Source organism: Campylobacter blaseri (assembly GCF_013201895.1).
Taxonomy (GTDB): domain Bacteria; phylum Campylobacterota; class Campylobacteria; order Campylobacterales; family Campylobacteraceae; genus Campylobacter_B; species Campylobacter_B blaseri.
Genome location: NZ_CP053841.1, coordinates 821,742 through 834,973, shown reverse-complemented (window position 1 = coordinate 834,973; position 13,232 = coordinate 821,742). Strand labels below are relative to the sequence as shown.

Below are 13,232 nucleotides of genomic sequence, written 5' to 3'. Positions count from 1 at the left end.
ATCCTTTTTATAAATTTAATTCTTTTACCGCTTCAATACCTAAATCATAGGCTTTTGAGTTTAACTCTTTTACCTTTTTAGGCACCATTTTTAACATCTCATTTTTAACAATGTCTTTATCTAAAACTTTTGTAAAACCAACAGCAACTCCAAGAGCTACAACGCTTTGAGTGATTACATTTCCTATCTTGTCTTTTGCAATACTTATAATAGGAATTTCATAAATCTTCCATTTTTTTCTATCTTCATCATTTGGCTTTACTAAATTTGGCTCAACCACTATCACGCCACCATCTTTTACCCCATCTTTAAATGAATTATAGCTTAATTGTGCAGTTGCTATCATAAAATCAATCTCACCCTCAATTGCATATGGATACAAAATTTCATCATCAGATAGCAAAATATCAACCTTTGTTGGACCACCTCTTACCTGTGATGTATATGTTGAGGCTTTTACACCATAGCCACCTAATTTAATCTTAGCAGATGCTAGAATTTCACCTGCTAGTATAACACCTTGACCACCAACACCTACAAATCTAAGTTGATAACTCATTTTATATCCTTAAAATCTACTATACTACCATTCTTTGCAGCTTCTATAACCTTATCGTAGGCTTTTGTGTATTCAATCTTAGAATTATCTTCATATAAAATTCCAATAGGGAATTTACCAACTTTTTCTTCATCACTCATATTATCAAATTTAGCTTTATTTACAATTTTGTTTTCAATCCATTTTAATGTCTCAACAGCTTGACCCATTTTGTTTTTTCTTCCTAAATTTATATGGCAATTTGAAAAAATATCAAAAAAACTATAACCATCATGGCTAAAGCCTTGAGTGAAAAGCTTTACCATTCTATCAGGATTTATAACACTTTGTCTTGCAACAAATGTAGCACCTGCAGCAATTGCTAGTTTAGCTGCATCAAAACTAGGATCTATATTTCCAAGTTGTGCCGTTGCTGTCCACATTCCCCTAGGTGTTGTAGGGCTAGTTTGAGAATTTGTAAGCCCATATATAAAGTTATTTATTAAGATATGATTTAAGTCTATATTTCTTCTTGCGCCGTGAATAGTGTGGTTTCCACCTATCGCTAAACCATCACCATCGCCTGTTACAACTATCACATGCTTATCTGGGTTTGCTAGTTTAATTCCTGTTGCATATGCTATAGCTCTACCATGAGTTGTATGAACAGTGTTGCAATCTACATATGAACTAAGCCTTCCACTACAACCAATTCCACTTACTATACAAACATCATCCATATCCCAGCCTAATTCAGCAATGGCACGAATTAAAGCCTTTAATATAATCCCATCACCACAACCCCAGCACCAAAGTGTTGGCATTTTATCAGTTCTTAAATATTTATCATAATCAAAAGCCATCTTAAAGCTCCTTAACTTTTGTTATAATCTCTTTTGGAGATATAGGGCGACCATTTGCTTTAAATAGTGTCTCTAAATCATCTCTAAGCATAGCTCTTTTTATCTCTGTATAGTATTGACCCATATTTAGCTCAACAACTAGTATCTTTTTAAATCTCTTTGCTATCTCTTTTAGCTCTTTTTCTGGACTTGGCCAAAGTGTTTTTGGCCTAAAAAGCCCTACTTTTATACCATCTTGTCTTAGTTTATCTATGGCTGCTATAGCTGATAAATTTACACTACCATAAGCTATAATACATATATTAGCATCATCTAGCATATACTCTTGTGCTTGAACTATCTCATCTTTATAGTTGTTAATTTTATCCATAAGCCTATTTGTGTTATAAGTTACAATCTTTTCATCTTCTGTTGGAAAACCATTATCGCCATGATGAAGTCCTGTTATATGATAATGATATCCTTTAAAAAATGGATTTAAAATAGCAGGTTTATCCTTTTCTACTTTATAAGGCTTATACTCTTTTGGATCGCCTTTAAACTCTTCTCTTTTGTAAATTTCAATATCTTCAATCTTAGGTAAAAAAGTTTTTGCTTTCATGTGCCCTATAGTTTCATCTAAAAGTAAAAAAACAGGTGTCATAAATCTCTCAGATAGATTAAAAGCCCTAATTGTTTCTGTGTATACCTCTTTTAGTGTTCCAGGGCATAGGGTTATGCTTTGAAAATCTCCATGAGTTGGGTTTTTAGCTTGCAATATATCGCCTTGCGATACTCTTGTTGGAAGCCCAGTTGATGGACCTCCTCTCATAACATTTACAATTACTAGTGGAATCTCAGCTATAAAACCAAGTCCTATCTGCTCTGATTTTAGCGAAATTCCAGGACCACTGCTTGCTGTCATTGCCTTTACTCCACTCATAGAAGCACCAAGAGCTACACTAATTCCTGCAATTTCATCTTCCATCTGTATAAATTTTCCACCATTTTTTGGAAGTAAAAGGCTTAAATCATGCGCTATTTCACTAGATGGAGTTATAGGATATCCACCAAAAAATCTGCAACCACACTCAATAGCAGCTTTAGCAACTAATGAGTTTCCTGTTGAAAATATCTCTCTCATTTTACTTCCTTTATAAACATAAAGTTATTTTCAACAATCTCTTTTGCTCTTTGTTTTGCCTCAGATGTAAGCTTTGCAAATTTAAATCCTTTATCTGCCACAAAAATAGCAAAGTCAGGACAATGGGTTTCACAATCCCTACACCCTATACAGGTATTTGGATCTAAAATTTCTATCATCATACCTTGAATATTGCTTGGCTCATACCTCATTGCCAAAGTTCCACTTGGGCAGTAATTTATACAAATATTACAGGCTTTGCACCTAGATTCATCAACCCAAACAGCTACATTGTTAGAGTCTATATCCATTATATTTCCTTATTTAAGTATCTCTTTTAATTTTTTACCAATATGAGCTGGACTTTCAACGACATGAACTCCAACATTTTTAAGTGCTTTGATTTTTCCAACAGCACTGCTGTTTTCTTCGCTGATAATTGCACCTGCATGCCCCATTTTTTTGCCTTTTGGAGCTGATTTACCCGCTATAAATGCAACAATTGGTTTTAAAATTTGCTCTTTTATAACACTGCAAGCTTCAATTTCCAAAAGACCCCCAATCTCTCCTATCATAACAATAGCTTTTGTATCATCATCTTTTTCAAACATAGGAAGCAAATCTGAATAGGTCATTCCTATTATATTATCTCCACCAATTCCAATGGCAGTGGATACACCATAACCCTCATTTATAATTTGATTTGCACCTTCATAAGTAAGAGTTCCTGATTTTGAGATTAAACCTATATTAATATTGGCTTTTTTAAATATACTTGCAGGCATAATACCAAGTTTGCACTCATTAGAGCTAATAACCCCAGGGCAATTTGGACCTATTATCTTCATACCACATTTATTAGCATAGTTTTTTGCTTTTATCATATCATTGATAGGTATATTTTCAGTAATTACAACAGCTAGTTTTATACCTGCATTAGCCGCTTCCATTATGCCATCAGCTGCAAACATTGAAGGTATAAAAATCAAACTAACACTAGCTCCTGTATGGGTAACTGCTTCTTTTACTGTGTTAAATACAGGCCTATCAAGATGTGTTTGACCCCCTTTAAACGGAGTAACACCTGCAACTATATTTGTTCCATAAGCTATACACTCTTTTGAATGAAAAGTGCCCTCTTTACCTGTAAAACCTTGAACTATAACTTTTGTATTTTTATTAATAAGTATACTCATGCTAAACTCTTTTGTGTAGATAATTTAACTGCTTTTTTAGCACCATCTTCAATATCTTTTGCAGATATTATGTTTTTAAGATTTGCCTCTTTTAAAATTTCCATAGCTTCGCTTTTATTTGTACCATCTAGTCTAATTACTATTGGTATATCAACACTAGCTATTTTAGTAGCATCTAAGATTCCTTTTGCAATTCTATCACACCTTACAATTCCACCAAAAATGTTTATAAATATCACTTTAACATTTTTATCTCTTAAAATTATCTCAAATGCTTTTGCTACAGTTTCAGGGTTTGCCGCTCCACCAACATCTAAAAAGTTTGCGCTTTTTCCACCTACTGAGTTAATAGTATCCATAGTCCCCATAGCAAGTCCAGCACCATTAACCATACAGCCAATATCTCCATCAAGTTTTACATAGCTAAGTCCATACTCTTTTGCCTCCAATTCACTAGGTTCCTCTTCATCCAAATCTCTCATTATTTTTATCTTATTTTGTCTAAACAGAGCACTTTCATCAAAACTCATTTTTGCATCAAGTGGGATAAACTCATCATCTGCTGTTAAAACTAAAGGATTTATCTCAACCATAATTGCATCTGTTTTTATATATAAATCATAAATTTCTTTTAAAAGCTTATTAAATTTTGCCCCTAAATGCTTATCTAAATTTAAAAAAGATATCACTTCAATTGCGTAAAAATTTGAAAGGCCAATCATAGGATCAATTAAAATTTTACTTATAAGCTCAGGGTTTTTCTCAGATACATCTTCTATATTCATTCCACCACTAGCTGAGGCAACTAAGGCTATTTTTTCACTTGATCTATCAAATGAAAAACTTAGATAAAACTCTTTTTTTATATCACAACCTTTTTCAATATAGAGTTTTTTTACAATTTTGCCATCACTTGTTGTTTGAGGTGTAACAAGCCTCATGCCAAGTATCTCTTTAGAGTATTTTTCTACCTCTTTTAAACTCTTAGCTATTTTTACACCACCACCAAGACCTCTTCCACCTGCATGGATTTGAGCCTTTATAGCCCAAATACCACCGCTAATTTGTTTTGCATTTTCAACAGCCTCTTTTGCACTAACTGCTAACAAGCCATCTAAAACATTAATTCCAAAATCTCTAAAAAGACCTTTTGCTTGATATTCGTGGATATTCATTTTAGTTTCTCATCTTACATTTCATCAATTATGTTATTTAAAGTTTTGCTACATCTCATAATTTCATCAACCTTTTTTTTGTCAAAAAGATAGTATCCTCCTAAATCCACCTTTTTACCTTGTGTTTTTAGTAGTTCAATGTTTATCTTTTCTTTATTGTCTTCTAAATTTTTAGCTAATTTGCTAAATTTAGAACCAAGCTTGCTATTTTCTAGCTCTTTAGCAAAATAAAGTGCTAAATAAAAATGTGAGTTTCTATTATCTATTTCACCTACTTTTCTTTTTGGGCTTTTTCCATTTTTTAATAGTTTTGAAATTGCTATGTCAAGAGCATTTGCTAGTATATTTGCATTTTCATTATTGTGTGTTTTTCCAAAAAATTCTAAACTTTGAGCAATAGCCATAAACTCACCTAAACTATCCCATCTTAAATGGTTTTCTTCAATTAATTGTAAAACATGTTTTGGAGCACTTCCACCAGCACCAGTTTCAAACATAGCACCGCCATTTAAAAATGGAACTATTGAAAGCATTTTAGCACTTGTTCCAAGCTCTATAATTGGATATAAATCTGTTAAATAATCTCTTAAAACATTTCCCGTAACACTTATGCAATTTTTACCATCTCTAATGGTTTTATTTGTTACTTTTATAGCATCGTATGGATTTAAAATTTCTATATCTAAATTTGATATATCATATTTTTTAAGCTCTTTAAGAACTATCTTTTTTATATTTTTATCATGCTCTCTTTTATTATCTAGCCAAAATATAGTTTTATAGCCTGTCTCTTTTGCCCTACTTATGGCTAAATTGATCCAATTTTTAATGGCTTCATCTTTAGCTTGTGTCATTCTATAAATATCACCTTTTTCAACGCTAAATTTGAAAACTATATTTTCATCACTGTCACCTACTACAATCTCTCCATCATTAGGCATTATAAAAGTTTTATCATGACTTCCATACTCCTCTGCTTTTTTTGCCATTAAACCTATATTTGAAACGCTTCCTATAATAGAAGGGTTTAGCTCTCCATTTTCTTTTAAGTCTTCAATCATGCTTTTATAAACTAAAGCATAAGATCTATCAGGTATTACAGCTAAAGTTTCAACCAAATTTCCATCTTTATCCCACATTTTGCCACTATTTTTAATCATAGCAGGCATAGAAGCATCAATAATTACATCGCTTGGAACATGCAAATTTGTTATGCCTCTATCACTATCAACCATACTAAGTTTTGGTCTTTTTTTATAAATTTCATCAAATTTGGCATAAATTTTCTCTTTGATATCTAAGTTTTCTATTTTCTCAAACAGATCTTTCAATCCATTATTTTCACTAACTCCAGCACTTTTCAACTCATCCTTAAATTCATCAAAAATTTCATTGAAAAATATCTTTACAAAGTGTCCAAAGATAACAGGATCGCTAATTTTCATCATTGTTGCTTTTAGATGAACGGAGTATAAAAGCTCTTTATCTTTTGCATATTCTATACTTTTTTTGATAGTTTTATCAAGCTCTTTTACACTCATAAAAGTAGCATCTACAACTTCATCTTTTAATATTTTCAAATCATCTTTTAAAATCTTAATATTTCCATCTTTGTCTTTAAATTTTATAGTTAAATTGGTAGGATTTGTAAAAATTTTTGATTTTTCATTTGCGTAAAAATCTCCACTATCCATATAAAACACATCTGTTTTTACGTTTTTATTCCATTTACCATTTTTATGAGGATTGGCTTTTGCATATTCTTTAACAGCTTTTGATGATCTTCTATCTGAATTTCCTTCTCTAAGTACTGGATTTACAGCGCTTCCTAAAACTTTTGAATATCTTTTTTGAATATCTTTTTCCATTTCATTTTTTGGGCTACTTGGATAGTTAGGAATATTATAACCTTTATCTTGTAGCTCTTTTATACAAGCTTGAAGTTGTGAAAGAGATGCAGAGATATTTGGAAGTTTTATAATGTTTGTTTTGGGCTCTAATGTAAGCTTTCCCAAAATATTTAAACTATCCTCTTTTTGCTGTTCTTTTGTTAGATACTCTGGAAAGCTTGACAAAACTCTAGCTGCTAAAGATATATCAACCAAATCAATATCGATATCTACATTATTTAAAAAGCTTTTTATTATAGGATACAAAGAGTGAGTAGCTATCGCTGGTGCCTCGTCTGTATAAGTATATATTATTTTATTTTCCATGGTATGTTTCCTCTCATTATTGACATATTTTAATAAGAAATTTTACCATTTTATACTGAAAATAACGATAAAACACAAAACTAATATTTTATTTTATTTTTCTTTGAATATTTATTTGATTTATATGTTCTTTATATGTCTTTGTAAACACATGTTCTCCTGTTTTTTTATCTCTCATAAAATACAAGTATTTGGTTTTATCAGGATTTAAAGCGGCTTTTATAGCATCTATAGATATAAGACAAACTGGAGCTGGCGGCAATCCTTTGTGTATGTAAGTATTATATCTGCTCGTATCATTTTTAATTCTATCTGATGTAATTTTTATATTTGAATATTTTCCGTAATTTAAACTTCCATCCATTTGTAAAGGCATACCTAAGCTTAATCTATTATCTATAACAGAACTTACGATTGACATTTCTTTTATATTTGCAGCCTCTTTTTGTATGATAGATGCTTTTGTTAAAACTTCTATCCATTTTGTCTCGTTATAATCACCAAAATACTCTTTTGAAAGTTTTTTATGGGATTTTTTTGATTCTTTAATTAAAATCTCAATTAACTCCTTTTCATTAAATCCCTTAGCTACTAAATATGTCTCTGGTATCAAAAAACCTTCATAGAAAGGTGTTTGTTTGATGTATTCATCTTCAAGCTTACCAATATCAAAATTATATTTTTTAGAAATATCTTCAAAAGTTATAATAGTAGTTTTTCCGGGTATTAAGGTAATCTCTATCATTTGAGGTTTTGCAATTGTAAGTTTATAAAGAAAATCTATCTTATTTAAACTATTATCTCCGATATCTATATATCCATGCTGTGGCATACCTACAAGAGATAATAATTTAGCATCAAAAATAGTTCCATTAAAATTTTGCTTTGATAATTCTGCTATAATTTTCGTCGAACTACCTTTTGGTATATATATTGTATTTTTAAAATTTACAGGCATTGTTACATTATCAGCAATAGCAAGGATAAAAATGAAAATTATATCAAGTATTATACAAAAAATTCTTATAATATTGACCATATTTATGGTGCTCCTATCTTTGTTTTATATATGGTTAAAACAGGGTATAAACATTAATAATTTAAATATTTATGACTGCTCTATTGGACAATTATATATTAAATTTGATAATAAGTTTATAGTTCATGCAAAAAATATAAATTTTCCTGAAATTTTATCAGATGGAGACAGTACCCAAGCATACAAATCAACAAAAAAACTTAAAGAGTATGCAAAATACTTTCAATATATAAATAAATTTTTTAAAAATATAGAGCTAAGAAATGTTCAGTTAGGCGATGAGAAAATTGAAATTTTATATAAAGACAATATCTTTTTTGTTGATACATCACTTTTAACTGTAGATACACAGATAATAGCAAAAACAGATAGCTTTTATATGCAAATTAAAAAAATAGAACTAAAGGATTTTGATCTTACAGTACAAGGAGATACAAGGGTTGATTTTAACTCAAATGAGTATCTTTTTGATGGAGTGTTTAAAACACATGAGATTGACGGTCATCTTTATGCAGAGATAGCTAATGGGATATTAAAATATACTGTTGAAGATGCATCCGCAAACAGCTTAGGACAATTTACAAAAGAGCTTGGAATTAAAACTAGTATCCACCCTATAGTTCAAGAGTGGTTATATGGTAAGACAATAGCTAGTAAATACTATTTGGAGTATTTTAGTGGCGAAATTGATTTAGAAAATTTAGACTACAGACTAGATAAATTAAATGGGCAAGCATTTGCATATGACCTAAGTGTGGAGTTTAACGAAAAACTACCACCTGTAACTGCATCAAGAACTTTTATAGAATTAAAAGATGAAATGCTATTTTTTACCCTACAAAACCCAAAATATCAAGATAAAGACATCTCTGGAAGTAGTGTTTTAATAGATAAAATTTTTAAAGATGACCCAAAAGTTATAGTTGATCTTAGAATAAAAAGCACTCTTGATAAAACCATTTTAGATCTAATAAAGACATATGATATAGAGCTGCCTATAATCCAAAAAAGTGGAGAAACGCAAGGAAAACTAACTTTAAATATAGATATTAACTCTTTAGATGTAGACATTAAAGGAGATTTTAAAATTAAAGATGCGATCATCTCTTTGCAGGGAACCAACTTCTACACATCAAATACCAACATAGACTTAAGCAATAGCAAAGTAGTTATAAAAGACTCAAATTTAGAACTAGAAAGTATCTTTAAAGCAGTAAATCTTAATGGACAAATAGATGTGAATACCAAAAAAGCAAATTTTGATGCAACGATAGATAGCCTAACTATCAATTCAACTAAAAATGAAATTTTTAAAAGAGATAATTTTCAAACTAGTGTTGATCTTGATTTTTCTAAATCAGATGTTGTTATCAAAATTCCAAATCTAGACACTGAGATGATTTTTGGAAATCAATATAAAATCAATATAGAAAATGTTGCAAATTTATACCCATACTCTAAGCTTTTACAAGAATTTAGTGCAAATTCTGGATCTATATATATAACTACAAATGACTTTGTAAATTTCAACATAAATACAAAAAATTTAAAATTTAAAACACCGCTTATTAAAAAAGATGGCACTGTTTATACGCAAGATGATTTTTCAATCAATATTAAAAATAATATAATTGAAGGAAAATCTAAAAGCGGTTATTTGGCATTTAATATGGATGGAAAAAATACCAATATCAATATCTCAAATTTAGATCTACCTCTTGAATTTAATAACTCTTCAAAAACCCAAACACCATCATCAAAAATAAATTTTCATGGAGATAACTCATTTTTGATACTTAAAGACATAAATAAATCTATAGATTTCAATACTTTTAATGGAAATATAGATGGTGAATATATCTACTTCTTAGGACATGTTGGTCAAAATGGAAAATTAAGCCTAAAAACAGCGCCTGGACTACTTTATATGCATGGAGAAAATATAACAGGAAATTCCATAAATAAGTTTTTAAACTATAATAGCTTTAATGGAGGCACCTTTTCTCTAAAAGCTATTGGTAAAAATCCATTTAACTTTAAAGCAGAGATTGGCATTAAAGATACACATCTAAAAGATTATGTTTTTTATCATCAATTGCTATCTTTTTTAAACTCTGTTCCATCACTACTAACCTTTAAAACTCCCGATTTTAACGATAAAGGATTTAGTGTAAAAGATGGTAAAATTTACCTTTCAAGAAAAGAGAATATAGTAGAAATTGAGGCTATGGAGCTTATAGGAACTACTGCTGATATGGGTGGTAAGGGATATGTAAACCTAGATACAAAAGAGATAAATGTGGATTTAGAGATCAAATACCTAAAAGATGCAAGCTCAATTATAAAAAATATACCAATAGTAAACCAAATTATATTAGGGAAAAATAGAACCATATCAACGGTTATTGAGGTGAGAGGAACTCTTGATAAGCCAAAATACTCAAGTAAAGTTGTGAGCGATATCCTAACAACTCCTTTTAGTATTATAAAAAATACACTAGAGCTTCCATTTGTTATCTTTGAATAGTACTTAAGCTTTAACTTGAGCCTACATTTGCTATAATTATAAAAATTTAAGGAGTTGAGTTGAAATACGGGCTTGATTATAAAGATAGCGTTGAAAAATCTCTTCTTTTTTGGCTAAGTAGATATATAAAATATAAATTAACATCTCTTTCAAACAAAGAGCTAAAAGACCCAAAAGCACTAGCTTCTGCAAATTTTGGCTTGACAAAAGGTGTTGTAAATATTGATGAGCTTGATGGGCTTGTAAAAAAGGCTAGAAATGCTGGGATTACTGGAATAAATACATATTTTAATCCGCTTAAAAAAATTTATGAAACGATATGTTTTTATGAATTACAGAGTTTAAAGCAGATTGATGAGGAGTTTATAAGTGAGGTTTTAGCTAGTGTTACAGGCGGACTTAGTGATGCAACTAAGAAAAACTACAGAATCGCTGTTATAAACTTTTTTGACTATTTAGATAAGCAAAATGAAGAAAATGGAAAGTCTCACAACTATGGAATTACACTTAAAAAATGGGGCGGTATAAGTGGAAATAGCGGTCAAAAACTTCCTGAATATATGAGCGAAGAGGAGTTAAAAAACTTTTTAAATGCCATAGAAAATAGTGATTTTAAAAGTAATACAAATAGAAACAAACTAATTATTAAAACAATAATATACACAGGAATTAGAGTTGGAGAGGCTATAAATTTGAAGAAAAAAGACATTAGCGAAGATGAGGATTTGTATGTTATAAGAATTCGTGGCAAAGGGAATAAATATAGAATTGTTATGATTAAAAAATACCTTATACAAAAGCATATTGATAATATAGAAATAAACTATGAAAACAAAGATGGATATCTCTTTATAAACCGCAAAGGAAAGCCTCTAACTCAAGCTTATGTAAGTAGAATAGTAGAGCAAATTTTGTTTAAAGCTGGAATTAGAAAGGCAAAAAATGGAGCACATATGCTACGCCACACCTTTGCAACAATGCTTTATAAAAAACAAAAAGATTTGGTTTTGGTGCAAGAAGCTCTTGGACATGCTAGCCTAAATACCTCTAGAATTTACACCCATTTTGATAACGAAAAGCTAAAAATTGCAGCAAATATTGCTGAGGATTTTCAAAATTAATTAATCTTGATTAATATCAATACTTTTTCTTCTAAAAAATTATATTATGTCACTAATATATTATTTAAGGAGAAAAAATGAGTAAAGATATACTAGAAATGTTTTGTCATCAATGTGAGATGAGCACTCCAGGTGGCTGTGGTAGCAAAGGTCAAAGTGTAGGAACCTGTGGAAAAGATAGTACATTAGCCAATCTTCAAGATATGATGGTTTTTGGGCTTAAAGGAATGAGTGCATATAGACACCATGCAAATGAGCTTGGAGCTGATACTAAATTTGTAGATGATACCATAGCTGATACACTCTACTTCACACTTACAAACTCAAATTTTAATTTTGATGAACATATTAAGCAAATTTTAGAAGTTGGTAAAGCTGGAGTTGACGTAATGGGAAAATTAAGTAATGCTCACACAAACGCTTTTGGAATTCCAAGCCCTGTAAAAGTTACTCAAAACAAAGCTAGCGGAAAAGCAATTTTAGTAAGTGGACATAATCTTTTTGCATTAAAAGAACTTTTGGAGCAAACAAAAGATAAAGGTATAAATATCTATACTCACTCTGAAATGCTTCCAGCACACGGATATCCAGAACTTAGAAAATACCCTCATTTAAAAGGAAATATAGGAAAAGCTTGGTTTGATCAAGCTAAACTTTTTAATGAGTTTAAAGGTGGAATTTTAATGACAACAAACTGCATAGTTCCACTAAAGAAAAATTGCGAATATCAAGATAGGTTATTTGGATACTCAATTGCTGGAACTAATGGAATTACTAGAATTGAAAATGATGATTTTACTCCACTAATTGAAAAAACACTTTCACTACCTGAAGTTACTGGCTTTAATAGTGATGAGTATCTAACAACTGGTGGGCATTATAAAGCAGTTCTTCCAATGGCTGGGGAAATTTTACAAGCTTTAAATGATGGAAAAATAAAAAGATTTTTTGTTATAGCAGGATGTGATGCACCTGGAAAAAACAGAGATTACTACAGAGAACTTGCTCTTGCTGTGCCAAAAGATTGTATAATTTTAACATCAAGCTGTGGAAAATTTAGATTTAATGATGTTGATTTTGGAAATATAGAGGGAACAAATATCCCACGATATATAGATTTAGGACAATGCAATGACAGCAATGGTGCAGTGGAAATTGCAATGGCACTTAGTAATGCTACAGGCATAGCTGTTAATGACTTGCCTGTTTCTATAGTGCTTATGTGGATGGAGCAAAAAGCTGTTATAATACTTATGGCACTACTTTATTTAGGTATTAAAAATATACATATCGGACCTACTTTACCTGAGTTTATAAATGAAGAAATTTTAGACTTTTTAGTTAAAAATTTTAATTTATCTTTGATAAGCGGTAACGCTAAGGCTGATTTGGATAAATTTTTAAAATAAGATTGAAACTCTAGTAAATTTACTA

General features: G+C 30.4%; 11 protein-coding genes. 3 read left to right on the top strand and 8 right to left on the bottom strand.

Features of this window, described 5'->3' with window-relative positions:
* Positions 1 to 7: 7 nt before the first annotated feature.
* The 8 genes from CBLAS_RS04325 to mltG form a co-directional block, all read right to left on the bottom strand.
* Complete coding sequence (locus CBLAS_RS04325; RefSeq protein ID WP_106870521.1) at positions 8 to 559, bottom strand: 2-oxoglutarate:acceptor oxidoreductase subunit OorC; 552 nt, start codon at positions 557 to 559, stop codon at positions 8 to 10.
* Positions 556 to 1,401: a 2-oxoglutarate ferredoxin oxidoreductase subunit beta gene (locus CBLAS_RS04320; protein ID WP_106870519.1), complete on the bottom strand. Its 846-nt coding sequence runs from the start codon at positions 1,399 to 1,401 to the stop codon at positions 556 to 558. Before CBLAS_RS04320 ends, CBLAS_RS04325 begins: the two co-directional genes overlap by 4 nt.
* Position 1,402: 1 nt before the next feature.
* The gene (locus CBLAS_RS04315) at positions 1,403 to 2,524 is read right to left on the bottom strand and encodes a 2-oxoglutarate synthase subunit alpha (RefSeq protein WP_106870517.1); all 1,122 of its coding nucleotides are present in this window, start codon (positions 2,522 to 2,524) and stop codon (positions 1,403 to 1,405) included.
* Positions 2,521 to 2,835, bottom strand: coding sequence for a 4Fe-4S binding protein (locus CBLAS_RS04310; protein WP_106870515.1), 315 nt, complete (start codon positions 2,833 to 2,835; stop codon positions 2,521 to 2,523). The genes CBLAS_RS04315 and CBLAS_RS04310 overlap by 4 nt, the downstream gene beginning before the upstream one ends.
* A gap of 9 nt (positions 2,836 to 2,844) precedes the next feature.
* Complete coding sequence (gene sucD, locus CBLAS_RS04305; protein ID WP_106870513.1) at positions 2,845 to 3,720, bottom strand: succinate--CoA ligase subunit alpha; 876 nt, start codon at positions 3,718 to 3,720, stop codon at positions 2,845 to 2,847.
* Entirely contained in the window at positions 3,717 to 4,895 is a 1,179-nt protein-coding gene (gene sucC, locus CBLAS_RS04300; RefSeq protein ID WP_106870511.1) for an ADP-forming succinate--CoA ligase subunit beta, read from the bottom strand. The genes sucD and sucC overlap by 4 nt, the downstream gene beginning before the upstream one ends.
* 14 nt (positions 4,896 to 4,909) lie before the next feature.
* Complete coding sequence (locus tag CBLAS_RS04295) at positions 4,910 to 7,111, bottom strand: NADP-dependent isocitrate dehydrogenase (RefSeq protein ID WP_106870509.1); 2,202 nt, start codon at positions 7,109 to 7,111, stop codon at positions 4,910 to 4,912.
* Positions 7,112 to 7,199: 88 nt separating this feature from the next.
* Positions 7,200 to 8,150, bottom strand: a complete 951-nt coding sequence (gene mltG, locus CBLAS_RS04290) for an endolytic transglycosylase MltG (RefSeq protein WP_106870507.1) — start codon at positions 8,148 to 8,150, stop codon at positions 7,200 to 7,202.
* Positions 8,151 to 8,169: 19 nt separating this feature from the next.
* On the opposite strand from mltG, the gene CBLAS_RS04285 reads away from it, so the two are divergent.
* The 3 genes from CBLAS_RS04285 to hcp all read left to right on the top strand — a co-directional run bounded on the left by CBLAS_RS04285 (position 8,170) and on the right by hcp (position 13,207).
* Complete coding sequence (locus CBLAS_RS04285) at positions 8,170 to 10,677, top strand: YhdP family protein (protein ID WP_162296615.1); 2,508 nt, start codon at positions 8,170 to 8,172, stop codon at positions 10,675 to 10,677.
* A 59-nt stretch (positions 10,678 to 10,736) separates the two neighbouring features.
* Positions 10,737 to 11,798 carry a tyrosine-type recombinase/integrase gene (locus CBLAS_RS04280; RefSeq protein ID WP_106870503.1) on the top strand — a complete coding sequence of 354 codons (1,062 nt, stop codon included), beginning with the start codon at positions 10,737 to 10,739 and terminating at the stop codon, positions 11,796 to 11,798.
* Between the two features lie 77 nt (positions 11,799 to 11,875).
* Complete coding sequence (gene hcp, locus CBLAS_RS04275; protein WP_106870501.1) at positions 11,876 to 13,207, top strand: hydroxylamine reductase; 1,332 nt, start codon at positions 11,876 to 11,878, stop codon at positions 13,205 to 13,207.
* Positions 13,208 to 13,232 lie beyond the last annotated feature (25 nt).

Bases quoted from the DNA above. Each gene is read 5' to 3' on its own strand.
- CBLAS_RS04325 (WP_106870521.1), bottom strand. From the start codon at position 559: ATGAGTTATCAACTTAGATTTGTAGGTGTTGGTGGTCAAGGTGTTATA.
- CBLAS_RS04320 (WP_106870519.1), bottom strand. From the start codon at position 1,401: ATGGCTTTTGATTATGATAAATATTTAAGAACTGATAAAATGCCAACA.
- CBLAS_RS04315 (WP_106870517.1), bottom strand. From the start codon at position 2,524: ATGAGAGAGATATTTTCAACAGGAAACTCATTAGTTGCTAAAGCTGCT.
- CBLAS_RS04310 (WP_106870515.1), bottom strand. From the start codon at position 2,835: ATGGATATAGACTCTAACAATGTAGCTGTTTGGGTTGATGAATCTAGG.
- sucD (WP_106870513.1), bottom strand. From the start codon at position 3,720: ATGAGTATACTTATTAATAAAAATACAAAAGTTATAGTTCAAGGTTTT.
- sucC (WP_106870511.1), bottom strand. From the start codon at position 4,895: ATGAATATCCACGAATATCAAGCAAAAGGTCTTTTTAGAGATTTTGGA.
- CBLAS_RS04295 (WP_106870509.1), bottom strand. From the start codon at position 7,111: ATGGAAAATAAAATAATATATACTTATACAGACGAGGCACCAGCGATA.
- mltG (WP_106870507.1), bottom strand. From the start codon at position 8,150: ATGGTCAATATTATAAGAATTTTTTGTATAATACTTGATATAATTTTC.
- hcp (WP_106870501.1), top strand. From the start codon at position 11,876: ATGAGTAAAGATATACTAGAAATGTTTTGTCATCAATGTGAGATGAGC.